Source organism: Nocardia sp. NPDC127526, assembly GCF_042672265.1.
In the GTDB taxonomy this organism is placed as follows: Bacteria; Actinomycetota; Actinomycetes; order Mycobacteriales; family Mycobacteriaceae; genus Nocardia.
This window is the reverse complement of the sequence record NZ_JBHXVO010000002.1, coordinates 542,724-565,580: the sequence shown is the minus strand read 5'-3', so window position 1 is coordinate 565,580 and position 22,857 is coordinate 542,724. Positions and strand designations below refer to the sequence as shown.

24 protein-coding genes are annotated in these 22,857 nt (G+C 67.3%); 14 read left to right on the top strand and 10 right to left on the bottom strand.

Annotation, left to right across the window (positions count from 1 at the left end):
* Positions 1-105 precede the first annotated feature (105 nt).
* Positions 106-1,536 (top strand): MFS transporter, encoded by a 1,431-nt coding sequence (locus ACFVIV_RS05745; RefSeq protein ID WP_379193608.1) that lies wholly within the window; start codon positions 106-108, stop codon positions 1,534-1,536.
* Entirely contained in the window at positions 1,533-2,024 is a 492-nt protein-coding gene (locus ACFVIV_RS05740) for an FBP domain-containing protein (protein ID WP_379193607.1), read from the top strand. Before ACFVIV_RS05745 ends, ACFVIV_RS05740 begins: the two co-directional genes overlap by 4 nt.
* Here ACFVIV_RS05740 and ACFVIV_RS05735 read toward each other — a convergent pair.
* From ACFVIV_RS05735 to ACFVIV_RS05725, 3 genes are read right to left on the bottom strand one after another with little or no spacing between them, the layout of a single operon-like run.
* On the bottom strand, positions 2,015-2,587 hold the full coding sequence (locus ACFVIV_RS05735) for an exonuclease domain-containing protein (RefSeq protein ID WP_379193606.1): 573 nt from the start codon (positions 2,585-2,587) through the stop codon (positions 2,015-2,017). The two genes, ACFVIV_RS05740 and ACFVIV_RS05735, sit on opposite strands and share 10 nt — an antisense overlap.
* Before the next feature lie 44 nt (positions 2,588-2,631).
* Positions 2,632-3,411, bottom strand: coding sequence for an META domain-containing protein (locus ACFVIV_RS05730; RefSeq protein WP_379193605.1), 780 nt, complete (start codon positions 3,409-3,411; stop codon positions 2,632-2,634).
* Between the two features lie 17 nt (positions 3,412-3,428).
* Positions 3,429-4,835, bottom strand: a complete 1,407-nt coding sequence (locus tag ACFVIV_RS05725) for a lipase family protein (RefSeq protein ID WP_379193604.1) — start codon at positions 4,833-4,835, stop codon at positions 3,429-3,431.
* Positions 4,836-5,004: 169 nt separating this feature from the next.
* Here ACFVIV_RS05725 and ACFVIV_RS05720 point away from each other — a divergent pair, with 169 nt between their 5' ends.
* From ACFVIV_RS05720 to ACFVIV_RS05705, 4 genes are all read left to right on the top strand, one after another.
* Entirely contained in the window at positions 5,005-5,637 is a 633-nt protein-coding gene (locus ACFVIV_RS05720) for a TetR/AcrR family transcriptional regulator (RefSeq protein ID WP_379193603.1), read from the top strand.
* Positions 5,638-5,775: 138 nt separating this feature from the next.
* A complete protein-coding gene (locus ACFVIV_RS05715) occupies positions 5,776-7,392 on the top strand; it encodes an MFS transporter (protein ID WP_379193602.1) in 1,617 nt (538 codons plus the stop codon).
* Positions 7,393-8,049: 657 nt separating this feature from the next.
* The gene (secG, locus tag ACFVIV_RS05710; protein ID WP_067545013.1) at positions 8,050-8,283 is read left to right on the top strand and encodes a preprotein translocase subunit SecG; all 234 of its coding nucleotides are present in this window, start codon (positions 8,050-8,052) and stop codon (positions 8,281-8,283) included.
* A 205-nt stretch (positions 8,284-8,488) separates the two neighbouring features.
* Positions 8,489-9,175, top strand: coding sequence for a DUF1361 domain-containing protein (locus tag ACFVIV_RS05705; protein WP_379193601.1), 687 nt, complete (start codon positions 8,489-8,491; stop codon positions 9,173-9,175).
* A 37-nt stretch (positions 9,176-9,212) separates the two neighbouring features.
* Here the strand turns inward: ACFVIV_RS05705 and fadD8 are convergent, their stop codons facing one another.
* The 3 genes from fadD8 to ACFVIV_RS05690 are packed head-to-tail and all read right to left on the bottom strand — an operon-like array spanning position 9,213 to position 12,934.
* Positions 9,213-10,820: a fatty-acid--CoA ligase FadD8 gene (gene fadD8 / locus ACFVIV_RS05700; RefSeq protein ID WP_379193600.1), complete on the bottom strand. Its 1,608-nt coding sequence runs from the start codon at positions 10,818-10,820 to the stop codon at positions 9,213-9,215.
* A 30-nt stretch (positions 10,821-10,850) separates the two neighbouring features.
* The gene (locus ACFVIV_RS05695) at positions 10,851-12,044 is read right to left on the bottom strand and encodes a beta-ketoacyl synthase N-terminal-like domain-containing protein (protein ID WP_379193599.1); all 1,194 of its coding nucleotides are present in this window, start codon (positions 12,042-12,044) and stop codon (positions 10,851-10,853) included.
* A 41-nt stretch (positions 12,045-12,085) separates the two neighbouring features.
* Positions 12,086-12,934, bottom strand: coding sequence for an SDR family NAD(P)-dependent oxidoreductase (locus ACFVIV_RS05690; protein WP_379193598.1), 849 nt, complete (start codon positions 12,932-12,934; stop codon positions 12,086-12,088).
* Between the two features lie 54 nt (positions 12,935-12,988).
* Between ACFVIV_RS05690 and ACFVIV_RS05685 the strand changes: the two genes are divergently transcribed.
* Positions 12,989-13,978: an alpha/beta fold hydrolase gene (locus tag ACFVIV_RS05685; RefSeq protein WP_379193597.1), complete on the top strand. Its 990-nt coding sequence runs from the start codon at positions 12,989-12,991 to the stop codon at positions 13,976-13,978.
* On the opposite strand, the gene ACFVIV_RS05680 is transcribed toward ACFVIV_RS05685, so the two are convergent.
* Complete coding sequence (locus ACFVIV_RS05680) at positions 13,947-14,789, bottom strand: alpha/beta fold hydrolase (RefSeq protein WP_379193596.1); 843 nt, start codon at positions 14,787-14,789, stop codon at positions 13,947-13,949. The two genes, ACFVIV_RS05685 and ACFVIV_RS05680, sit on opposite strands and share 32 nt — an antisense overlap.
* Before the next feature lie 24 nt (positions 14,790-14,813).
* Between ACFVIV_RS05680 and ACFVIV_RS05675 the strand changes: the two genes are divergently transcribed.
* On the top strand, positions 14,814-15,125 hold the full coding sequence (locus tag ACFVIV_RS05675) for a cupin domain-containing protein (protein ID WP_379193595.1): 312 nt from the start codon (positions 14,814-14,816) through the stop codon (positions 15,123-15,125).
* 41 nt (positions 15,126-15,166) lie between these two features.
* On the opposite strand, the gene ACFVIV_RS05670 is transcribed toward ACFVIV_RS05675, so the two are convergent.
* Positions 15,167-15,547: a VOC family protein gene (locus ACFVIV_RS05670; protein WP_379193594.1), complete on the bottom strand. Its 381-nt coding sequence runs from the start codon at positions 15,545-15,547 to the stop codon at positions 15,167-15,169.
* A gap of 264 nt (positions 15,548-15,811) precedes the next feature.
* On the opposite strand from ACFVIV_RS05670, the gene ACFVIV_RS05665 reads away from it, so the two are divergent.
* Entirely contained in the window at positions 15,812-15,949 is a 138-nt protein-coding gene (locus ACFVIV_RS05665; protein ID WP_379193593.1) for a hypothetical protein, read from the top strand.
* A gap of 117 nt (positions 15,950-16,066) precedes the next feature.
* On the opposite strand, the gene ACFVIV_RS05660 is transcribed toward ACFVIV_RS05665, so the two are convergent.
* On the bottom strand, positions 16,067-16,915 hold the full coding sequence (locus ACFVIV_RS05660; RefSeq protein WP_379193592.1) for a helix-turn-helix transcriptional regulator: 849 nt from the start codon (positions 16,913-16,915) through the stop codon (positions 16,067-16,069).
* A gap of 138 nt (positions 16,916-17,053) precedes the next feature.
* Between ACFVIV_RS05660 and ACFVIV_RS05655 the strand changes: the two genes are divergently transcribed.
* The 5 genes from ACFVIV_RS05655 to ACFVIV_RS05635 all read left to right on the top strand — a co-directional run bounded on the left by ACFVIV_RS05655 (position 17,054) and on the right by ACFVIV_RS05635 (position 21,838).
* Entirely contained in the window at positions 17,054-17,833 is a 780-nt protein-coding gene (locus ACFVIV_RS05655) for an NAD(P)H-dependent oxidoreductase (RefSeq protein WP_379193591.1), read from the top strand.
* 77 nt (positions 17,834-17,910) lie between these two features.
* Positions 17,911-18,207, top strand: coding sequence for a DUF6285 domain-containing protein (locus ACFVIV_RS05650; RefSeq protein WP_379193590.1), 297 nt, complete (start codon positions 17,911-17,913; stop codon positions 18,205-18,207).
* Positions 18,204-19,208 carry a phosphotransferase family protein gene (locus ACFVIV_RS05645; protein ID WP_379193589.1) on the top strand — a complete coding sequence of 335 codons (1,005 nt, stop codon included), beginning with the start codon at positions 18,204-18,206 and terminating at the stop codon, positions 19,206-19,208. The genes ACFVIV_RS05650 and ACFVIV_RS05645 overlap by 4 nt, the downstream gene beginning before the upstream one ends.
* Before the next feature lie 8 nt (positions 19,209-19,216).
* Complete coding sequence (locus ACFVIV_RS05640) at positions 19,217-20,479, top strand: acyl-CoA dehydrogenase family protein (protein ID WP_379193588.1); 1,263 nt, start codon at positions 19,217-19,219, stop codon at positions 20,477-20,479.
* A gap of 237 nt (positions 20,480-20,716) precedes the next feature.
* Positions 20,717-21,838: a hypothetical protein gene (locus ACFVIV_RS05635; protein WP_379193587.1), complete on the top strand. Its 1,122-nt coding sequence runs from the start codon at positions 20,717-20,719 to the stop codon at positions 21,836-21,838.
* Here the strand turns inward: ACFVIV_RS05635 and ACFVIV_RS05630 are convergent, their stop codons facing one another.
* The gene (locus ACFVIV_RS05630) at positions 21,839-22,720 is read right to left on the bottom strand and encodes an alpha/beta fold hydrolase (protein ID WP_379193586.1); all 882 of its coding nucleotides are present in this window, start codon (positions 22,718-22,720) and stop codon (positions 21,839-21,841) included.
* Positions 22,721-22,857: the final 137 nt, after the last annotated feature.

Sequence of the window (22,857 nt, the reverse complement as noted above, 5' to 3'; positions counted from 1 at the left end):
ACGGGCTGTGTAATAAACACGTTGCGTGTATCTCGCACGTTGTGTGTATTATACCCACTGCGTGTATCGTACACGCAGTCGTTCACGTCAGATAAGGAAAAGCTCATGAACCCGCCCGTCCCCGCGGTACGGCCCACCGGTGTGCTCACCGTGCTGGCCGCGGCCGGCATCCTCGCCGCGCTGATGCAGACACTGGTCGTGCCCTTGATCGGTGATCTGCCCCGGCTGCTGCACACCAGCGCCGCCGACGCCTCCTGGGCGATCACGGCGACGCTGCTATCAGCGGCGGTGGCCACGCCGATCGCCGGACGGCTCGGCGATATGTACGGCAAGCGGCGCATGCTGCTGGTGTCCACCGTGCCGCTGATCGCCGGGTCGGTGCTGTGCGCCATGGCCGATTCGCTCGCGCCGATGATCATCGGCCGCGGCTTGCAGGGTCTGGGCATGGGCATCGTGCCGCTGGGCATCAGCGCCATGCGGGATCTGCTGCCGCCCGAACGCCTCGGGTCGGCCATCGCGGTCATGAGCACGTCGATGGGTATCGGCGGGGCCCTGGGCCTGCCGATGGCCGCCGCCGTCGCGCAGCACACCAACTGGCATGTGCTCTTCTGGGGCGCGGCCGTGGTGTGCACCGTCATCGCAGGGCTGATCCGGGTGTTCATTCCCGCGACCGGGAATGCTTCCCCCGCAGGTCGTTTCGACGTGCCGGGCGCGCTCGGCCTGGGCGCCGGACTGGTTTGCCTGCTGCTGGCCATGTCCAAGGGCGCGGGCTGGGGCTGGTCCAGCGGTCCGACAGTGGGGCTGTTCGCCGCCGCGGTGGTGCTGCTGATCGCCTGGGCGCGGTGGGAGCTGTTCACCACCGATCCGCTGGTCGATCTGCGCGTCACCGCGCGCCCGCAGGTGCTGCTGACCAATGTGGTCGGGCTGGTGCTGGGCTTCGCGGTCTACGCGCAGTCACTGCTGGTGCCGCAGCTGCTGCAGCTGCCGGAGGCCACGGGATACGGTCTGGGGCAATCGATGCTGGGCATGGGCCTGTGGATGGCGCCGTCGGGTCTGGTCATGATGGCGGTGTCGCCGCTGGGCGCCCGGCTCTCGGCCGCCCGCGGTCCGCGGACCACGCTGATCATCGGCTCGCTCGTCATCGCCGCCGGATATGCCTCCGGTCTGCTGCTGATGGGTTCGGCCTGGGGTCTGCTGGTGCTCACCTGCGTGTGCGCCGCGGGCATCGGCCTGGCCTACGGCACGCTGCCGGCGCTGATCATGGGTGCGGTGCCGCTGTCGGAAACCGCCGCCGCCAATAGTTTCAACACGCTGATGCGGTCGATCGGTTCGTCGATCGCGGCAGCCGTTGTGGGCGTGGTGCTCTCGCAGCTGACGATCCAGTTCGGTTCCTACGCACTGCCGTCCGAGACCGGATTCCGCGCCGGCCTGCTGATCGGCTGCGCGGCGGCGGTGCTGGCCGCGGCCGTCACCGTCGCCATTCCCGCCCGGCGCGCCATTGTCACTACTACTTCCAAGGAGCTGCAACCATCATGAAACCGATTACCGAACGCGATATCCGGGCGTCGATCGTCAACGGTTCCAAGGGCGATGCCAAGCGCATGCCGGTCCCGCGTGACCTCGACACCCGTCCCTGGGAGGACCTGGACTTCCTGGGCTGGACCGATCCGTCCTACCCGGGCCGCGCCTATCTCGTTGTCCCGCAGGATGACCGCCTGGTCGGCGTGCTGCTGCGCTACGAGACCGGCGGCTCCGGCAAGACCCAGATGTGCACGGTCTGCACCACCACGCACACCGCGCACGGCGTATCCCTGATGACCGCTCCCAAGGCCGGCGACTCCGGCCGCAAGGGCAATACCGTCGGCACCTATCTGTGCACCGACCTGGCGTGCTCGCTGTACGCGCGCAACAAGCGCCAGCCGGCCCTGGGCCGCCGGTATCGCGAGGACCTCATCTCCACCGAGGAGAAGGTCGAGCGGGTCGTCGAGAACATGAACGCCTTCCTGTCCCGGCTCTACAGCTGAGACGCGGTAGCGCCGGGCCAGGCGTCCTGCTTCATCATCTCGATGACGAGGGCGGCGATGTTCCACGCGTCATCGCCGCCCCGGTGGTGGGTGCCCTCCAGGGGCAGCTCCGATATGGCCAGGGCGCCCTCCATACCGTAACGGCGGTGGGTGCCACGGGATTCGGAGAAGGCGAGTTTGGCGTTGGTGTGGCGTGAACCGAAGGGATACGGGACTCCGGTTGCGCCACACTGGCGTTCGAACTGCTTGCGGTCGTAGTCGCCCCAGCTCGCCCAGGGGCGGGAATCCGCGTGGAATTCGGTGCGCAGGAGCTCGCACGCCTCGGCGAAGGAGATGCCGCCCGCGACCTGCTCGGGGGTGAGAGTGGTGAGCTGCGTACAGAATTCACTCACCGTGGACCGATCCGGGCGCACCAGAATGCTGTGCTTGCTCACCCGTTCCAGGGTGTGGGAATCGAGCACGCACAGGCCGATCTCGATGATCTCGCTCGGCATGCCGGGCGGATTGGCCTTCTCCCAGCAGGTGGCCTCCACATCCACCACATTGATATAGCGATCGTTCATGTCGCCGGACGGTACCGGGCGGGTGCCGCCCGGCGACAACGCTTTTACTCCGCCGTCAGCTTCAGGCCGGTGCCGTTGGCCGCATTGCTGATGGTCAGCATGTCGGAATCGACGGTGGCCGTGGTCTTTCCGTCGAGGGCCCCGAGCACCTGGGTCTCGACCTCCATCACCTCCGGTGCGCACAGCATCTTGGTGGTGCCGATCTTGAAGGTGACGTCGTTGCCCGCGATCTCGGCGGTGCCGGTCATCCGATTGCAGCCGGCGCTGCCGGAGACCGCGCCGTCCGGTGCGATGGTCAGGGTCGGCCGCGCCTCGTCGAGGGCGACCGAGCTCACCACGGCATCAGGCCGCACCAGCGAGGTGACCACCCACGTGGTACCGGTGAGCGGCTTGTCTGGATGGGCGACCTTGCGATCCAGCAGGGTGACGGTGCTGCCATTGCCGGTAATGGTCAGATTCGGCCCGTCGAGCTTCCAGGTGGGCTTGGATTCCAGCAGGCCGGTCATCCAGCCGTCGGCCCCGGCGGTGGGCTCCGGGCAGCCGATCAAGGTCATGGCCAGTTGGCCGGTTTCGAGCACGTTCCCGTTCAGGGTGACCGGCCCGGATGCGGAGTTGCAGCCCGCGCTCGCCATCACCCGATTGTCCTTGAATCCCAGGTTCAATGGCCCGCCGCCGGGAATCGGCAGGCCCTCGACCTTGGTGGAGACGTACTCCTTGCCCATGGGCGTCGCCTCGGGCTGCGGATCGGTGTCGCTGCCGGAGGAGCAGCCCGCCGCGGCCAGGGTCACGGCGAGCAGGACGCCACACGCTCGAGTAGCTGACATAAGGCCGATCGTACGGACTACACCGGCATTCCCAGCGCCGACGCGAGGGTCTGGCCGATCGTGTTGACGAAAGCGCCTATGGCGCCCGGATCCAGCAGCGAGGTGATGACATCGCGGTTGTTGCAACCGGCCGGGACGCTCACGCCATTGAGCCGGTCATTGAGCCACAGCACCGCGCTCGCGGTGCCGGAGACCGCCGCGATGCCGTGCTCGCTGAGCAGGTCGCGGGTGTAGAAGACGCGGGCTTCGGGATCCTTGCAGTAGGTGTCGTAGAGGTTGTTGACCGCGTTGATCGGCATCACCTCGTCGAAGGGGGATTCGTAGATGTAGACCGGGCTCGGGGGAGTGCCGCGCTTGCCCAGGGTGAGTTCGTCGAGGACCGGCTGCATTTCCGGGGCCCGCATGGGATCGCCGGGATAGTCGAACAGGCCCTTGATGTTCACGAACGGGAAGGCCGCGAATTGCAGTGCCACGCACTGTCCTTCGTGCACCACCCGGGCCGCCTTGCCGAGCGGGTTCATGTACCGGTCGATGAACTGGTTGACCTCGGGGTACTCGCGCGCCACTCCGAACAGGCCGCCCAGCACCGCGCCGCCGAAAGTCGAGGTGCCGTTGTTGTAGTCGATGGCCATGCGGATATCGGCCATGAGACCGCCCGCCGCGGTGCCGACCAGGTTCAGCTCCGGCGCGTACTCGGGCTGGAGTTCGGCCGCGTGCGCGGTGGGAATCGCGCCGCCGGAGTAACCCCACAGTCCGACACGGGTATTCGCGCCCGGCAGCCCGGCGGGTTCGAAATTCTCCGCGGCGCGAATGCCGTCGAGGGTGATGCGGCCGCCGAGCGGGCCGACCGCGTACGCGGCGTTCGGGCCTTGATGATCGGGCACCACCACCGCGTGCCCGAGTTGCAGCATGGCCTGCACCTCGATGAACTCCGCGCCGATGACCGGGTTCAGCGGGTTGGGCAGCGAACCCATCTGCAAGGTGTAGGAGGGCGCGCAATTGATCGACAGCGAATCCTCGGCCATCTGGAACGACAGCAGCGAGCGTTCGCCGGTGGGCGCGGCGCGGTGCGGCACGATGACGGTGGCGACCGCCGCGATCGGCTCCCCGCGAGTATTGCTCGACCGGTATGACAGCTGCCACGCCTTCACATTGAGCGGAATCAACCAGAAATTGGCCAGGTTCACCTGCCGCGCCGTGAGAATCTCCCCGGGCTGCGCCGCCGCCACCCGCGCCGGATCCGGTTGGTAGAACGCGGTATCCAGATACGGCGGCGCCGGCGGCACCGGGAAAGGCAGCGCCGGCTGTACCGGAACAGGTTGTGCCGCAGCCGTATTCGCAACCACCGGGCACGCGGCGAGCGCCAGTCCGGCAGCCACCCCCAGGCACGTCCGGGCAATCGCGGTCCGGGTCCCCGCTGTCATATCGAACTCCTCCACGCCGCCACCGCGGCCGAGCGCCCACCCTCATAAGATAGAGAGTGTTTGTTTTCTATGTTGCGATGGCGAGACTACGGCCGCCGCGCGGAGTGTGTCAACGGTCACGTCGGCCCGACTGTTCGCACAACCGCGCCGACACGGCAGGATGTGCGAGGTGAGCGAAGTTTCCCGCCCGCGCCGGACGCAATCGGAACGCCGGGCAGCCACCGTGGCGAAGCTGGTCGACGCCACCATCGCCGCCATCGGCGAAGTCGGCTACCAGCGCGCCACCGTCCAGGAGATCTGCGGTCGCGCCGCCCTCTCGGCCGGCGCCATGTTCCGCCAGTTCGACACCCGCCTCGACCTCATTGTGCGCACCGCCGAAGAAGCCTTCGGCCGCCAACTCGAGGCCTACCGCGTCACCATGGATCACCTTGGCGCCCAAGACAATCCACTCGACGTAGCGCTCCGCTTCCTCCGCATGGCCCAGCAGTCCAACCTCACCCACGCCCTGCGTGAGATCTACCTCGCCGCCCGCTCCGATCCGGACCTCCGCGCCCGCATCGCCCCCATAGCCGAAACCTACTACCGCGAAATCGTCGCAACCCTCGAACGCAGCGGCCTCCTCGACGCCTACCCACCTCGAGTCCGCGAACCCCTCTTCTTCATGCTCCTCCACCTCTTCTCCGGCGAAGCCGTAGTCCGCGGCGTCTACCAACGCCCCGACCTCGACACCGCCGTCCTCGACCTGGTCGAAGACATGCTCGCCGCCTACGCCGACCGCATGGCCTCGGCCCACGAGTCCTGAGGGCACGCCACCCGGGCGTGAGACCGGCTCGCCATGCCGGTGTGCTCGAGGCCGGGATCCGTGCCGTCCCGGTGGATTCCGGCAAATCTCGCGCCGGAATTGCGCCGCGTGCATTCGGTAGGGCGCTCAGCTGGGCATATGCTTCCTCCGGTGACCGATGTTCGTGTGCAACCCACTCCTGTGTCGGCCTGGGCGCCGCTGGCCTCGAAGGTGTATCGGGCGTTGTGGGTCGCGCAGCTGGCGTCCAATCTCGGCACGTGGATGCAGACGGTGGGCGCGCAGTGGCTGCTGGTGGACGAGCCGAATGCGGCGATGTTGGTTTCGCTCGTGCAGACCGCGACCACGCTGCCGGTGGTGTTGCTGGTCATTCCTTCCGGGGTGCTGGCCGACCTGATCGACCGGCGGCGGCTGCTGATCGGTGCGCAGTCGGCGATGGCGGTCATCGCGCTGGTGCTCGCCGTCTCCACAGCGCGCGGGTACACCACTCCCGGTGTGCTGCTGGGCCTGCTGTTCCTGATGGGCTGCGGGTCGGCGCTGACCATGCCCACCTGGCAGTCGATTCAGCCGGAACTGGTCCCGCGCGAACAGATTCCGGCCGCCTCGGCGCTGAACGGCTTGAGCGTCAACAGTGCTCGCGCGGTGGGGCCGGCCATTGCCGGTGTGCTGGTCGCAGCCGCGGGCCCGTCGTTCGTCTTCGCGCTCAATGCCGTGTCGTTCATCGGCATTGTGCTGGTGCTCATTTCGTGGCGGCGTCCGGTGCGCGAGGAGAAGCTGCCGCAGGAGCGCCCCTTCGCCGCATTGCAGGCCGGTATGCGATTCGTGCGCTCCGGTCCCGCGATCCGCCGGGTACTGCTGCGCTCGGTGCTCTTCATCATCCCGGCGAGCGCGGTGTGGGCGCTGCTGCCGGTGGTCGCGCACGAACGGCTCGGCCTGTCGTCCGCCGGCTACGGCCTCATGCTCGGCGCCCTCGGTATCGGCGCGGTCCTGGGCGGCGTCTCCTTCGCCCGCCTGCGCGCCCGCCTGACCGCGACCCGAATGCTGACCCTGTCGGCCCTCCTGTTCGGCGGCGCGACCCTGGTCCTGGCCCTGGTGGAACACCTGGTCGTGGTCCTGCCCGTCCTCCTGATCGCCGGCATCGGCTGGCCCCTGGCCATGTCCACCCTGAACTCGACCATGCTGCTCATGCTCCCCTCCTGGGTCCGAGCCCGCGGCATGTCGGTCTACACCCTGGTCTTCATGGGCGGCCAAGCCGTCGGCTCCCTGCTCTGGGGTGCGGTCGGCAACGCCCTGGGCATCCAATCGGCGCTACTGATAGCCGCTGGCCTGCTGGCCTTCTGCGCGGCGAGCCTCCTCTGGTGGCCGATCCGCCAGGACGCCACCGGCTTCGACCTCACCCCCATGGCCTTCTGGCCCGAACCCGACATCGTCTGCGAACCCGACCCCGCCGACGGCCCCGTCCTCGTCCTCCGCCGTTACCACGTCCCCTCCGAAGTGACCGAAGAATTCGTCACCGCCATGGCCCGCGTAGGCCGCTCCCGTCAGCGCACCGGCGCCATGGAATGGCGCCTCTACCGCGACGTCGGCGTAGCCGACCAATATGTCGAAGCCTTCGTCGTCCGCTCCTGGGCAGAGCATATGCACCAGCACGAAGTCCGCCTCACCGCCCAAGACCTCCGCGGCGAACAGGAAGTAGCCAAATACACGCTCGGCGAAGACGAAATCACTCACCTCATCGCCGTCGAGGACGCCCGCTGACCCGTCTGCGACGCGGCAACTCCCGCAGCGGCCCACGGAAAATCCGTTGCACCACTCCCGTGCTCCTGCGAATGTGGTTGTACCGCTGGATCATCCCGGTGGAGAGGGAAGATAAACCGGTCAGGGTGCCGGGACTCGTTGCTAGCGAGATCGAGGCTTTGCCTTGGGATTCGAGTTCTCTGTCTTCCGCCGTGCGTCGGTACCTCAGCGGGCACGTGTTCCCGCTGAGGTACCGACTATCCGAGATGCCGTCCGGGTAGTTGCAGGACCAACCCGTTGGGCGATTGCGAGCCGATGCGAAGGGGGTGCTCGGCTCGCGCCGAGTCGACCCCAGGGACTCCGCAGCGATCCTGGGGTCGACTGGCGAACGACGACGATACCGGCGGTGACGTCGGGTTCCTATGCGGCGGCGGTCGATTAGGGGGTGATGTGTGTTACTTCGATTAACAGTCCTGATCGGGGCATCTTTCGGTCGGACCACCTCGGGCACCACTAGGGGATTCATCGGACCGCGTGCCCGGTCAAGGCCCCGGAAACGGACTGGGCAACCGTTCAGCATTCGAGTGCTGTTCACCGGCAACGCTGCGACACCTGATGTTGACGCTGCAACCAGGGTGTATGTGAAGGTCTCCGTGACCACCGCATACAATCTCCGGCATGCGCATGTTCCTGGATATCCTCCTGATCATCACCAGCGTGCTGCTGGTGCTGCTGGTGCTGTTGCACCGCGCGAAGGGTGGAGGTCTGTCCAGCCTTTTCGGTGGCGGCGTGCAGTCCAGCCTGTCGGGTTCCACCGTGGTGGAGAAGAACCTCGACCGCATCACGATCTTCATCGGGGTGATCTGGTTGATCTCGATTCTCGGCATCGGGCTCGAGATCAAGTTCTCCTGACGCGCTGAGCACAGGCTTTCAACCGGGCGCCGCATGATTGCGGCGCCCGGTTGACGTGTGCCGAGGCTGGTTCGCTGTCGAACAGGCGGAGGCGGGTTCGTAGCGCGGTGGTTGTGTGCCCGGTTTGTGTGGGTTCTGTGTGGATCCACGCTGCGGGCGGATAACCGGAGGCGGATCGGCCCGCGGTGTAGGCATGATGATCGGCATGGACTTGGTGGACGCGGTTGCGCCGAGCCTCTCGGGGGTCTTGAGCCGCAACTTCTTCTGGTTGGCGTGGAACACGATGCTGGCGTGGATTCCGGTGGCGTTGGCGCTGCTGGTATTCCGGCTGGGGACGGTGAGGGCCGGGCGGTTGCCGGTATCGCCGGTGTGGTGGGCCGGGGTCGTGTTGATCGTGCTGTTCCTGCCGAATGCGCCGTATGTGGTGACCGATCTCGTGCATCTGCGCTATGACGTGCGGGCGGTGGGGGACGGGCCCGTGGTGAGCACGGTGCTGCCGGTGTACGCGGCGTTCATCGCCTCGGGATTCCTGGCGTATTACCTGGTGCTCAGGGAGACGGGCCGGTTCCTGGACCGGTCGGGGCTGTCGTCGTGGCGGACGCCGGTGACGATCGCGGTCCATTTCCTGTGCGCGATAGGCGTTTTCCTGGGCCGCTGGGTGCGGCTCAACAGCTGGGAGCCGGTGGTGGAGCCGCGCGGCACCTTCGAGCGCATGATGCTGGCCCTCACGTGGGAGTACGCGCCGATTCTCATCGCCGTCATGTTTATCGTGACGGCAGTGGGGCACTTCGTGACTCGTGCGGTGGTGGAGACCGGAGCAGCCAGTGCCCGCCGGGGCGTCGAACTGATACGCACCGTGCGGACGGCTCCACCTCGCGCCGAGCAGGCGTGATCGAGCGTTGTTGGGGCGCTCGATCACGCCCTGCTGATCAGGCGAGGCCCAGGCGTTCCTGAGCTATCACGCGGACGGCCTTCTTATCGGGCTTGCCCAGGCCGGTGAGCGGCAGCTCGTCGATGACGAGGACGTGCTTGGGCACCTGCACGGAACCCTTGCGCTGCTTGACGGCCTGCTGGATCTCGGCGGTCACGGCCGCCACGGCGTCCGGATCGGCGGCGGTCTGCGGATCGAGCACCAGCACGGCGGTGACGGCCTCACCCCAGTGCGCGTCGGGGACGCCGACGACGGCCACATTGTGCACCTTGGGATGTTCGGAGACAACGTCTTCCACCTCGCGCGGGAAGACATTGAACCCGCCGGTCACGACCATGTCCTTACTGCGGCCGACGATGAAGAGGAAGCCGTCCTCATCCTGTCGCGCCAGGTCGCCGGTGCGCAGCCAGCCGTTCTTGAAGGTGTCCGCGGTGACCTCGGGCAGATTCAGGTAGCCCGCGGCGAGCAGCGGTCCGGACACGCAGATCTCACCGACCTCGCCGGGCACGACAGGATTGTCCTTGTCGTCCAGCAGCGCCACCCGGATCGCGGTGGAGGGCCGGCCGCAGGAGGTCAACCGCTCCTTGTCGTGCTCGTCCTTGGCCAGATAGCTGATGGCCATCGGCGCCTCGGACTGCCCGAAGTACTGCGCGAAAATCGGCCCGAAGCGATCGATGGCCTCCTGCAAGCGATTCGGATCGATGGCCGAAGCGCCGTAGTAGACCGTCTCCAGCGACGACAGGTCCCGGGTCTTCGAATCCGGGTGATCCAGCAGCGCATACAGCATGGACGGCACCAGCATGGTGGCCGAGATCCGGTGTTCCTCGATGGCGCGCAACACTTCTCCGGCATCGAAGCGCGGCAGCACCACGCACTGCCCGCCGAGCAGCACCACCGGCAGGAAGAACGCCGCGCCAGCATGCGAAAGCGGCGTGCAGATCAGGAATTTCGGATGCTTGGGCCATTCCCATTCCGACAGCTGGATCTGCGTCATGGTGGACATGCACTGCGATGTGCCGATGACGCCCTTCGGCTTGCCCGTGGTGCCGCCGGTGTAGCTGATGGAAATGACGTCATCGGGCCGCAATTCGGCGGCCTCGACCGGCTGCGGCTCGTAGCCGTCGGCCGCGGCCAGCAGATCGACGCCCACATCGGCCAGCGCCTCCGGCACCGGCCCCAGCACCAGCACCTTGTGCAATCCGGGCACCAGGTCGACCAGCTCCCGGGCGCGCTGCACGAAGGCGGGCACCGGATCCAGGATGAGCGTCGAAATCCCGGCGTCGGCAAGCACATACGCGTGATCGTCCAGACCGCCGATGGGATGCAGCGCGGTCCGCCGCGAACCCACGATCTGCCCCGCGCCAATGGTGAACAGGACTTCCGGGCGGTTCAGCGCGAGCACGCCCACCGGCGTCCCGGTCCCCACCCCGTGCTCGGCGAACGCGGCAATGTAGCGGCTGATGGCATCGAGCACCTGACCGCCGGTGAGCACGGCGTCACCGAGGGTGAGCACCGGCCGATTGCGATGCCGCCGCAGCCCGGCGACCAGCGCGTGGCCATTGTGCACGGGCATCCGCAGCCGGGTCTCGGGATCGATTGTGGTCATTGCGTTTCCAACTCCCTGCGAATAGTGCTGTCAGAGCGTGCCGGCGGCGTAGAGGGTGACCACCACCGCGCCGCCGAGTCCGAGATTGTGCGCGAGGGCGGTGCGCGCGCCCGCCACCTGCCGCTCGCCCGCGAGTCCGCGCAGCTGCCAGGACAATTCGGTGGCCTGCGCGAGCCCGGTGGCGCCGAGCGGATGGCCCTTGGAGATGAGCCCGCCGGACGGATTCACCACCCAGGCGCCGCCATAGGTGGTGGCGCCGGACTCCACGAGCGCACCGGACTCGCCTTCACCGCACAGGCCCAGCGCCTCATAAGTGATGAGCTCGTTGATGCTGAAGCAGTCGTGCAGCTCGATCACATCGACGTCGTTGATGCCGATTCCCGCGGTGGCGAACACCTTTCCGGCTGCCGCGCGGGTCATGGGCGCGCCGACGACATCGATCATGGATCCGGTGGAGAAGGACGTCGCATCATCGGTAGCGAGCTCCTGGGCCAGGATTTCGATCGCCTGCCCTTCGAGCCCGTGCTCGCGCACGAACTCCTCACTGACCACCACGGCCGCCGCCGCGCCATCGGACATGGGGGAGCACTGCGAGCGCGTCAGCGGCCCGTGCACTGGCTTGTCGGTCAGCACCTGCTCGAGGGTGTACGCATCCTGGAACTGCGCCAAGGGGTTTCGCGTGGAGTGCTCGTGGTTCTTGACCGCGACCGCCGCCAGCTGCTCGGGCGTGGTGCCGTAGCGCTTCATGTGCTCGATGGCCGCATTGCCGAAGAACTGCGTGGTGATCGGCGCCTGGCTGAAGTCGTACTGCTCGCGCATGACCTTCAGATGCGGGTCCACCGTGGTGGCCTTCGGCTTGGTCGCCGGCCCGGCCATGGACTCCTTGGTCATCTGCTCGAAGCCCACCGCCAGCGCCACATCCACGATCCCGCTGCCGACCCATTCCCGGGCGAGCATGAGCGCGGTCGACCCGGTGGCGCAGTTATTGTTCACATTGACCACCGGAATCCCGGTCAGCCCAATGTCGTACAAGGCCCGCTGCCCCGCGGCCGAGGGCTGGAAGACGTAGCCGACGGCGGCGCGCTGCACCTTGTCGTAGCCGACGCCCGCATCGCCGAGCGCCCCGCGCACGGCCTCGCCGACCATCTCCGGGTAGGTCCAGTCGCGGGAGGCGATCTTCACGAACGGCGTCATGTGCACGCCCACGACGAAAACGCGTCGCATCACTATCTTGTACTCCTGTTCTCCGGGAATGTCTTTGGTCGTCAGTCGGCGCGGGGGACGCGGCCGTCGATATCGGTGAAGCCGTAGCTCTCGGCGAGATCGGCCACCTTCCAGGCCGCGCCACTGCGTTTGCGCCGGTCCGGGTCGGCGGCCAGCGCCACCACCGCACGGCCCGGGAATCGAGGGGATTCCGCGGCGGCCAGGTCATAGGTGCCCTCGCCGGGCAGGGTGACCAGGCGGCGGCCCTGCTCGTCGGCCGGAACCATCTGCAGCAGTTCGGTATCCACGATGCCGGGCCACAGCGACACCGCCGTGACTCCGGTATCGGTGAGATCGTGCGCGAAATCCGCGGTCAAGCGATCGACCGCGGTCTTGCCCACGCCGTAGACCGCATTGTGCATATATCGTTGCGCCCCGGGCGAAGACACATTAACGATCAGCCCACCCGCCCCGATCAGCAGCGGCGCGGCGAAAACGCTTGCCACATAATGCGATCGCACCCCGATATCGAACGTCTCGTCCCATGCCTTGGGCGGCACCTCCCAGAACTTGCGCCCGAGCCAGCGCGCCGCGGCGGGGGAGTTGTACACATTGTTGACCAGCACATCGAGCTGCCCGCACTCGTACTTCACCCGATCGAACAACGTCTCCACCGCCGCGTCATCACGGTGATCGCACACCACCGCGACCCCGGTCCCGCCCAGCTCGTCGATCTCGGCGGCCGTGGCGTGCACGGTTCCGGGCAGGTGCCCGGGCGTGGTCGTGCGCCCGGTGACGAAGACGGTCGCGCCCGCCGCGCCCAGCTCCAGGGCAATGCCCTTGCCGATGCCGCGGCTGGCCCCGGTCACCACCGCGACCCGCCCGGCGAGAATCTTGGGTATTTCGCTCACGACCTCTGGACACTACCTTGAAATAGGAACGTGTTCTAGAAAATGGAGGCAGCAGTGGAGCTGACGCACAGGATCCTCGACACCGGGGCTGTTCACATGCACGTCGCGGAGCAGGGCGAGGGCTTCCCGGTCGTCTTCTGCCACGGGTTCCCGCACACCTGGTTCATGTGGCACCGCCAGCTGTCCGCCGTCGCCGCGGCCGGTTTCCGCGGCCTCGCCCCCGACCTGCGCGGCTACGGCCGCACCGATGCCCCCGTCGCCGTGGAGGCCTACACCAACGAGGCCGTCATCGGCGACCTGCTCGCCCTCCTCGACGACATCGGCGCGGAGCGAGCCGTCTTCGTCGGCCTGGACTTCGGCGCCCAGCTGGTCTGGGAACTGTCCCTGCGCAATCCGGAACGCGTAGCCGGCGTCGTGGTCCTGAACAATCCGTTCGCCCCCCGCCCGCCGCGTCCGCCCTCAGCGTTCTGGACCAAAGCCGCCGAACGACACTTCCTCCATCTTTCCTACTTCCAGACCCCCGGTATCGCCGACGCCGAGCTGGCCGCCGATCCCCGAAACTTCCTGGCCCGCGTCTACTACTCCCTCAGCGCCGACTACCACTACCTCGACACCTGGAAGAACCCCCCGGGCCTCGGCTACCTCGATGTTCTCCCGCAGGCCCCCGCCCTCCCTTGGCCCTGGCTCTCCGAGGCCGAATTCGACACCCTCGTAGACGATTTCACACGCACCGGGTTCACCGGCGGCCTCAACTGGTACCGCAACCTCGACCGCAACTGGGACCTGACCGCCGCCTACGCCGACGCCAAGATCGAAGTCCCCACCTACTTCCTGTACGGCGAAAACGACCCCGACATGGAGGGTTTCAGCGGCCGCGACCCCCTCGCCACCCTCCGCGCCAATGTCACCGACCTGCGCCAGGTCCGCGAGGTCCCCGGCGCCGGCCACCTCGTCCAGCTCGAACGCACCGACGCCGTCAACGATTTCCTGATCGCCGCGCTCAACGATGTCGTCAGCCGAGGAAGCGCAGTAGTTCCGCAGTGACGAACTCGGGGTTCTCCTCGACGAGCCAGTGTCCCGCCTGCGGTACGTCCACGGCCTGAACAATATTGGTGATGCGCGGCGATACCGTGGATCGGACCGCGTCGAGCTGGCCCTGGGCGGTCATGAGGAGGGTCGGGACGGCGGTCGGTGCTGTCGCAATGGTGTCGCGGACGTCCTCGTCGAGGGTGCGGTAGAGCTCGAAGCCGCCGGCCAGTGCCTCGGGTTTGCGGTAAGTGCGTGCGAATTCGGTGATTTCGGCGTCGGTGAACGGGGATCGGTCCGAGGTGCCGCCGAAAGCTGTTCCGCCGAAGGAGACCTGAGGGTAGAACAGGGCCAGGTAGTCGCGAACGTCGTCGCCGACCACCGTTTCGGGGACGCGCGGCTGGGTGTGGAAGGCGATGTGCCAGCTCAGGGAGCGGTAGGTGGGGGCGTCGATCGCGGGGCCGGGGAGTGGGAGGTCGAGGTAGCCGAGTCGGGCTGTGTCGGAGGGGAATTGGGCGGCGTATTGGAAGGCGACGGCGGCGCCGAAATCGTGGCCGATGACGCGGGCGTCGCGCACGCCGAGCCGGTCGGCCATCAGGGTGTGGATGTACCGCGCCAGTGTCGCCTTGTCGTAGCCGGTCGGTGTGCCGGTGCTGTCGCCCAGGCCGGGGAGGTCGATGGCGTAGACGGTATGGTGTGCGGCGAGGGCGGGCATGATCGGCCACCAGCCGTACCAGGTTTGCGGCCAGCCGTGAATCAGGACGACCGGAGTGCCGCTGCCGCCGGTCACGTGGTCGGCGCCCCCCACACCGGTGACCCCCGTGTACATCTGAAGCCCATCAAGCGTTTCGGCATGATCTTCCTGCCGCTGTCCCGCCGACCAGGAGGCGTGCACGCCTTCAAAATGATCATCCCCGCGAGCCCGAAACCCCCGGACCCGACACCTCGGACTCACGAAGGCGTCGAATGGCTCTACGTCCTGACCGGTCGCCTCCGCCTGGTCCTCGGCCACCGCGACCTCACCCTGCTGCCCGGTGAGGCAGCCGAATTCGACACCTCCGTCCCCCACTGGCTGGGCAGCGCCGACGGCAGCGCAGTCGAACTCCTCATCCTGTTCGGCCCGCAAGGCCTGCGCTCCCACATCCACGCCGACCCCCACCGCTGACTCATCCGGCACAGCGGCGCCGCCGGCTCACCCCGATCTCCCTATGCCGGCTCGACTCGCTCACGGAGCAAACAGAATTCATTCCCCTCCGGATCGGCCAGCACATGCCAGCTCTCCTCCCCGGTCTGCCCGATATCCACCTTCCGCGCCCCCAACGCGAGCAGCCGCTCCAACTCCGCACCCTGATCCCGGTCGGTAGCACTCACATCGATATGCAGCGGCAACTTCCCCCGCCGAGGCTCCTTGCTCCGACTGAACACCAACGCCGGCTGCAACCCCCCGAACCCACCCTCGGCCGGTCCGATCCCCAAATCATCCCCATCCCACCCGATCTCCACATACCCCAGCACCGCACACCAGAATTCCCCCAACCGCTGCGGTTCAACACAATCGATGACGAGTTCAGTGATCCTGCAAGCCATCCCGCGACCCTACGCCCCCAGCTCACTCCCCAATGGCTGCATCAGCGAATCATGACGCCGTCATCAGTCGGTGCGCAGTCGAATCGGGCCGTAAGCCGCCAGGAACAGATCGATCGCCGCATCGACCGTGTCTGCTGCCGTTGCTGTGGCATCGACGAACAATGCTCGTGGTGCTGCGTGGCCTGCTGGCGGCGGCGGTCCTCGCGACACTGCTCGTCGCCGGCGATCGACACGGCGTCGGTGCCGGGCAGCGCTGGCGCGATCGTGGCAGTACTTCCGGTGACCATCCTCGCCGGAGCCGTCGTCCACGAAAACGTTCCGATCCCAACCGCCTTGGTGCATATGACCGACTGGGTCCTCAAACTGGTCATCAGCGGTGTCGTGCTCGGCTTGTTCATCTGACCCTGCCCCGCCGTTACGGATGCGCAAGCGGGTCAACGCCGGTGAGTGCCGAACTGCGGGCCCACAGCTCCACGAAGGCCGAAACCCCGCGTCCAGCACGGCACGGATGCTGTTGGGCTACTCGCGGACTCGGGTGGTCGGGGTGGGGTGGGGGGTTTGGGGGGTGGGGGTGAGGCTGGCGAGGAGGCGGAGGCCGTCTTCGGTGGGGCTGGCGGGGGGTGCGGAGAGGATTATCAGTTCCATGCCGGATTCGTCGGGGAGGGCGAAGTTTTCCTGGTGGAGTTCGAGGAGGCCGACCAGGGGGTGGTGGTAGGTCTTGGGGCCGTGGGTGCGGGCTCGGACGTCGGCGCGGGCCCAGAGGCGACGGAAACGGTCGCTGCCCATGGCCAATTCGCCGATGAGGGAGGCCAGGCGGGGGTCGTCGGGGTATTTGCCGGCGGCCAGGCGGAGGTGGCCTACTACGTCGAGGGTGCATTTCTCCCATTCGCCGTAGAGGCCGCGTTCGGGTTCTTCGAGGAAGATGTGGCGGGCGGTGTTGAGGCCGGGGAGAGGGCGGCCGTAGAGGAGGGCGGCCAGGCGGTTTCCGGCGATCACGTCGAGGCGGTGGTCCATGATGAGGGCGGGAGCGTGGGGGACCAGGTCGAGGACGCGGAGGAGTTCGGGGCGTAGGCGGGCGGCGGGGGTTTTGGCGGGGCGGCGGCGTTGGCGGGCCAGGCGGTAGAGGTGGCCGCGTTCGGTGTCGTCCAGGCCGAGGACGCGGGCGAGGGCGTCGAGGACCTGTTCGGAGGGCTGGGTGGCGCGGCCTTGTTCGAGGCGGACGTAGTAGTCGACGCTGACTCCGGACAGGTGTGCGACCTCTTCGCGGCGCAGGCCTTGCACTCGGCGGTGCCTGTCGGTGGGGATGCCGACGGTCACCGGGTCGACTCGGGAGCGCCGGGTGCGGAGGAAGCCCGCGAGATCATCCATACCCTCAGTATCACCGCGGCGGCGGTCGCGAAGGTGGTCCTGTCGTTACCAGGAAGCCCTGTCCGATGGAAGAAGCGGCCCTGAACGGCGGACGTCGCGGAGCTCAGGATCGAAAGCACCCGATCCGAAGGAGTTCTCATGAAGACGCTGATCGTCTACGCCCACCCGGAGCCGAAGTCGCTCAACGGCTCGCTGAAGGACCTCGCGGTGTCCACGTTGGAGTCCGCGGGGCACGAGGTGCGGGTGAGCGATCTGTACGCGATGAAATGGAAGGCGGTCGTGGACGCCGCGGACTACGGCCCCGAGGCTTCGAGCCCGCTGAAGGTCGCGCTGGACTCGGGCCGGGCCTTCGAGACCGGGACGCTCACCCCGGATGTCCGCGCCGAGCAGGAGAAGCTGCTGTGGGCGGACACGATCATCTTCCAGTTCCCGCTGTGGTGGTACACGATGCCCGCCATCCTCAAAGGCTGGGTGGACCGGGTGTTCACCTACCGCTTCGCCTACGGCGTCGGCGAGCACACCGAAACCAAGTACGGCGAACGCTACGGCGAAGGCACGCTCGCGGGCAAGAAGGCCCTGCTGTCGGTGACCGTCGGCGGCCCGGAATCGCACTACGCCGCGCGCGGAATCAATGGCCCCATCGAGGATCTGCTGTTCCCGATCCACCACGGCATCCTCTACTACCCGGGCATCGAGGCACTGCCGCCGTTCCTGCTGTACCGGGTCGACCGGATCACCGACGCGGATTTCCCGGACATCGCCAAGGCCTGGGAGGAACGCCTGCTCACCCTGGAGTCGACCGAGCCGATTGCGTTCCGGCGACAGAACTTCGGTGATTACGAGATCCCCTCGCTGCAACTGAGGGAGGGACTGGAACCCGCGGGCCGCACCGGTTTCGGCCTGCACCTGCGCGGCTGAAGCAAGGTCCTCGAACCCGGCCGCACGGGGCCGATCGGCGTGCAATGCTGAGCGCGGGATCCAATGAGGGAGTCGCCGTGCAGAATCGACCGTCGGCAGCCGAATTGCTGGAGGCACTCGCCGAATTGCTGGAGGGCACCTTGATGCCGGCGCTGCCGCCCGCATTGCAGCATCGAGCGCGGGTGGGGGCGAATCTGGCCCGAATCGTCCAGCGCGAGATCGAATTCGGGCCGGCGGCCGGACAGCGGGAGAATGAGCTGCTGGCGGTTGTGCCCGAGGGGGACGAGCGGGCCTTGTGGCAGGCGCTGACCGAGGTCGTGCGCGCCGATCTGGAAATCGCCAAACCGGGGTACGACACATGGGAGGGCGAATGAACGCCGACCCGACCGCCGGTCTGGCCGGATTCCTGGCGGACGAGTTCGGCGCGCCGGTGCGGGTCGGCGGCGTCGAATTCCTTTCCGCCGGTGCACGCAGGCGCAATGTGGCCTTCACCGCGGAGATCGAGGGTGCGGGGGAGCGCAGGCTCGTCGCCACGATCGTCCCGCCCGCGGTGGAGATCCTGACTGTCGATGCCGAGGCGGCCGTGCGCGAACTGGTTCGCGCACACGGTGTTCCGGTGCCCGAGGTGGTGGCGGTGTGCGGTGACTCCGCCCGCGTCGGCGAGCCGTTCGTGATTTCCGAGTACGTGGACGGGGAGACCGTGCCGCGCAAGGTATTACGGCTCATCGCCGCTGCGGGCAATGCCGAGGCGGTGGCCCGGCAATGGGGCGAGGCCATGGGCAGGCTGCACACCGTGGATCCGGCCGAGGCGCCGAGCGCCGTGCCTGCCGCAGGCGCTGATCCGGCCGCGAGCACTCTGGTGGAAGCCGAAGAGGGCGTGCGTACTCTGCTCGGCGAGCGACCGGTGTTCGCGATGGCGCTGCGTTGGCTCGAACGCAGACGTCCGAACCCGCCGTCTCGTACCAGCTTGCTGCACACCGATTTCCGCAACGGCAATATCATCATCGGCGCGGATGGTCTGCGGGCCGTGCTGGATTGGGAGGGCGCCCAGCGCTGCGGCGACCCCATGCGTGATGTCGCCTGGCCCGCGCTGCGCATGTGGCGCTTCCACGAGGACGCGAGGGAGTTCGGCGGTTTCGCCGACCGCGCGACCTTCGTACGCGGCTACGAGTCCGCGGGCGGCAGCTTCGACCTGGATCGATTCCGCTGGTGGAAGGTCATGGGCACCCTCGCGTGGGGCGTCGGCCTGGCCTCCCAGGCCGCCGCGCACCTGGAGGGCACCGTGCGCGACATCGTCATGGCGGCCAGCGGCCGCCGCGTCTCGGAGATCGAGTGGGATCTGCTCATGCAGATCCGTCCCGACGCGAAAGCCTAGGAGGCAGCGTGGATTTCGAGCTATCCGCGGAACTGGCCGCGTATCTGGCGGAACTGGACGCCTTCATCGAAGCCGAGATCATCCCGCTCGAACAGCAGCACGACAATATCCGCTTCTTCGACCACCGCCGCGAGGATGCCCGCACCGACTGGGACCGCGGTGGCCTGCCCAGCGCCGAATGGGAGGAACTGCTGGCCGAATCGCGCCGCCGCGCCGATGCCGCCGGCCACTACCGCTACGCCTTCCCCAAGGAGTTCGGCGGCCGCGACGGCACCAACCTCGGCATGGCCGTGATCCGCGAGCACCTCGCCAAACGCGGCCTGGGCCTGCACTGCGACCTGCAGAACGAGCACGCCATCGTCGCCAACAATGTGGGCCTGCTGCTGATGCTCGAGTACGGCTCCGAGGCGCAAAAGGCGCACTGGGTGGACGGATTGGCGGAGGGCGGCAAGTTCTTCGCCTTCGGCATCACCGAACCCGAGCACGGCTCCGATGCCACCCATATGGAGACCACCGCCGTCCGCGACGGCGACGATTGGATCATCAACGGCGCCAAGACCTGGAACACCGGCGTGCACCTCGCCGAATCCGACCTCATCTTCGCCCGCACCTCGGGGCAAGCCGGCGACGGGCGCGGCATCACCGCATTCCTGGTTCCCACCGACGCTCCCGGCTTCCGGGTCGAGGAATACCTGTGGACGTTCAATATGCCCACCGACCACGCCCGCATCTCACTGATCGACGTCCGCGTCCCGAACTCCGCGATCTTCGGGCAGGAGGGCCGCGGCCTCGGCGTCGTACAACACTTCTTCAATGAGAATCGGATTCGCCAGGCGGCCTCCAGTCTCGGTGCGGCGCAATACTGCATCGACCAGTCCGTCGCATACGCCAAGGAGCGCAAGCCTTTCGGCAAGCCACTCGCTGCCAACCAGGCGATTCAATTCCCCTTGGTGGAACTGCACACCCAGTGCGAGATGCTCCGCGCCCTCATCCACAAGACCGCCTGGTCGATGGACACCTACGGCACTTTCGCAGTCTCCGAACAGGTCTCGATGTGCAACTACTGGGCCAACCGCCTGTGCTGCGAGGCGGCCGATCGCGCCATGCAGATCCACGGCGGCCTGGGCTACTCCCGGCACAAACCCTTCGAACACATCTACCGCCACCACCGCCGCTACCGAATCACCGAGGGCGCGGAGGAAATCCAGATGCGCCGGGTCGCCGGCTACCTGTTCGGTTTCATGGATCGAGCCGCGGTCAAGGGCGTGTGAGTCCGGGTTCACCGCGCCGCGCATACGAAAATGCCTTGCCACGCCCTGATACCGTCAGTGATGTGGCCGTCGTAGTGCGTTTGCATCGATTTACCGGCCCCCGAGCCCTCGAAGGGCGCTGCCGGGGTCGGATTTCGCCACGTTCACCGCGCTGAGCCGACACATCTTGGTCAGCGGTCGAGCCCGGGGCTTCGGGGGTTTCCGAATTCACCCGTCGTTCTCGGCCAGGAGGCTGTCATGCCCGCATATCTTTCCGGCGACCAACTCGCCCGGGACCTGTCCATCCGCGATCTCACCGATCCCGAAGCCGGTCCGCACGCCATGCAACTCATCCTCCGCGACGCCGTCGATGCCGTGGCGCGGCACTGGGAATGCGACGTCCGATGGTGGCGTGGCGAGCGCATCGTCAGCGTCACCGACAACTATGACAATCTCGGCTACCGCACCGACGATGTCACTCGCGACGCCCGCTATACCCGCTACGTCGACGACCATCGGATGCTGCGCAGTCATTCGACAGCCGGGATTCCCGGCGCACTGCGCGCCCTGGCCGATGACCCGGCCGGCGACGTACTGCTGGTCTGTCCCGGGATCGTCTACCGCCGCGACAGCATCGACCGCCTGCACACCGGCACGCCCCACCAACTCGACCTCTGGCGCGTCACCCGCCGTCCGGTTCCCATGGGCACAGCGGATCTCGACGAAATGATCGCCGTCCTCATCGACGTGGTGCTGCCCGGCGCGCAGCACCGCCACGAGGCACGCGTGCACCCCTATACGGAGCATGGCCGTCAGGTCGATGTGGCCCGCACCGGCGAATGGGTCGAGATAGCCGAGTGCGGCCTGGCCGCCCCTCACGTACTGCAACGGGCGGGCCTGGATCACACCTACAGCGGACTCGCCCTCGGTATGGGCCTGGACCGAATGCTGATGCTGCGCAAGGGCATCACCGATATCCGCCTGCTGCGCTCGACCAATCCCGCAGTGGCGGAACAGCTGACCGACCTCACCCCCTACCGCCCCGTCTCGGCCATGCCCGCCATTCGCCGTGACCTCTCCGTCGCGGTCGACCGCGATGATCGAGCCGAAGACCTCGGCGACCGAGTGCGCGATGCCCTCGGCCCCGATGCCGACCAGGTGGAATCGGTCGAAATCCGCACCCGGACACCCTGTTCACAACTCCCGCCGCAGGCCCTGCGGCGGCTCGGAGCCCGCCCCGACCAGCAGAACGTGCTCCTCGCCGTGGTGCTGCGGCACCTGACCAGAACCCTCACCGACCACGAGGCGAACCAGCTGCGCGACCGCATCTACGCCGCCGTCCATCAAGGGGCCGCCCACCAGTGGGCGACAACCAGTTGATCAGGCCCGGACCGGGTCGTGGGCGTCGGTGAAGCTCAGGAAGCGGGGAACGACCTGGTCCGGGTTCGCCCAGAGCAGGTCGTGCCCGATCCCCGGATAGATCTCGACCTCGGCCGACGGCATGTGCCCGCGAGCGCGAGCCGCCGCGAGTTCGGGATCGCCGACGACCGTTTCCGCGCCGAACAGCACCAGACTCGGCGCGGTAATCGCCGCCAACTGCTCGTCGCTGAACGGGCGATCCCAGGGCATGGCCATCCGGAACTTCAAGGCCCCCATGGCCACAGCCATTTCCGCATCGGTGAGTTCGAAGCCGGGCATCAGCCACTTGTTGAACTTCCGCATCCGTTCCGGCGTGGGCCGAATGCCCGCCTTCAGAAATTTGAACAGCAGACCCAGGCGCGGTTTGGCGAACGTGGATGCGCTGGGCTCGATCATGGTGAGGCTCGCCAGCCGCTCGCAGCGATAGACCGCGACGGCTCCGGCCAGCCAGGCGCCCAATGAGTTTCCGGCCAGGTGCACGCGATCGGCGCCGAGCCCATCGAACACCTGCTCCATCCACTTCGCGACGTCCTCCGCATCGCGCACGGGCGCGGTCTGCACGCACCGTCCGGCCCACCCGATGACATCGGGCGTGTACACGACGTGGTCCCGTGCCAGCTCCTCGATGACCCGATACCAGATCTGACCATTGCCCCCGATACCCGGCAGCAACACGAGCGGTGCGCCGTCCCCGCTGCCGGACCTGCGCACTCGTGTTGTCCCGAAGGATGTTTCAACATCGAGATTGGTCGACGGCACCGGCCATTTCGACGCCGCGGCATCATAGTCGCGCAAGAACGACGCCTTGGCTTCCTCGCTGGTGAATCGCCCGATCCTCGCCACGGTCTCCCCTTCCAATTTGATGATATGAGCATACCATGCGAAATGGTATGAGCGTACCAGCACTGCCGGAATCGAACTCCCGCACGCTGTTTGAACCGAACGAAGCGGGGAAGGATGGGAATGGCCGCCGGACCATG

Excerpts from the sequence above, each read along its gene's own strand:
- ACFVIV_RS05670 (WP_379193594.1), bottom strand. The coding sequence starts at position 15,547 with ATGGCTTGCAGGATCACTGAACTCGTCATCGATTGTGTTGAACCGCAG.
- ACFVIV_RS05745 (WP_379193608.1), top strand. The coding sequence starts at position 106 with ATGAACCCGCCCGTCCCCGCGGTACGGCCCACCGGTGTGCTCACCGTG.
- ACFVIV_RS05655 (WP_379193591.1), top strand. The coding sequence starts at position 17,054 with ATGAAGACGCTGATCGTCTACGCCCACCCGGAGCCGAAGTCGCTCAAC.
- ACFVIV_RS05680 (WP_379193596.1), bottom strand. The coding sequence starts at position 14,789 with ATGTACACGGGGGTCACCGGTGTGGGGGGCGCCGACCACGTGACCGGC.
- ACFVIV_RS05645 (WP_379193589.1), top strand. The coding sequence starts at position 18,204 with ATGAACGCCGACCCGACCGCCGGTCTGGCCGGATTCCTGGCGGACGAG.
- ACFVIV_RS05695 (WP_379193599.1), bottom strand. The coding sequence starts at position 12,044 with ATGCGACGCGTTTTCGTCGTGGGCGTGCACATGACGCCGTTCGTGAAG.
- ACFVIV_RS05675 (WP_379193595.1), top strand. The coding sequence starts at position 14,814 with ATGATCTTCCTGCCGCTGTCCCGCCGACCAGGAGGCGTGCACGCCTTC.
- ACFVIV_RS05725 (WP_379193604.1), bottom strand. The coding sequence starts at position 4,835 with ATGACAGCGGGGACCCGGACCGCGATTGCCCGGACGTGCCTGGGGGTG.
- fadD8 (WP_379193600.1), bottom strand. The coding sequence starts at position 10,820 with ATGACCACAATCGATCCCGAGACCCGGCTGCGGATGCCCGTGCACAAT.
- ACFVIV_RS05730 (WP_379193605.1), bottom strand. The coding sequence starts at position 3,411 with ATGTCAGCTACTCGAGCGTGTGGCGTCCTGCTCGCCGTGACCCTGGCC.
- ACFVIV_RS05740 (WP_379193607.1), top strand. The coding sequence starts at position 1,533 with ATGAAACCGATTACCGAACGCGATATCCGGGCGTCGATCGTCAACGGT.
- secG (WP_067545013.1), top strand. The coding sequence starts at position 8,050 with ATGCGCATGTTCCTGGATATCCTCCTGATCATCACCAGCGTGCTGCTG.
- ACFVIV_RS05660 (WP_379193592.1), bottom strand. The coding sequence starts at position 16,915 with ATGGATGATCTCGCGGGCTTCCTCCGCACCCGGCGCTCCCGAGTCGAC.
- ACFVIV_RS05735 (WP_379193606.1), bottom strand. The coding sequence starts at position 2,587 with ATGAACGATCGCTATATCAATGTGGTGGATGTGGAGGCCACCTGCTGG.
- ACFVIV_RS05635 (WP_379193587.1), top strand. The coding sequence starts at position 20,717 with ATGCCCGCATATCTTTCCGGCGACCAACTCGCCCGGGACCTGTCCATC.
- ACFVIV_RS05715 (WP_379193602.1), top strand. The coding sequence starts at position 5,776 with ATGCTTCCTCCGGTGACCGATGTTCGTGTGCAACCCACTCCTGTGTCG.
- ACFVIV_RS05705 (WP_379193601.1), top strand. The coding sequence starts at position 8,489 with ATGGACTTGGTGGACGCGGTTGCGCCGAGCCTCTCGGGGGTCTTGAGC.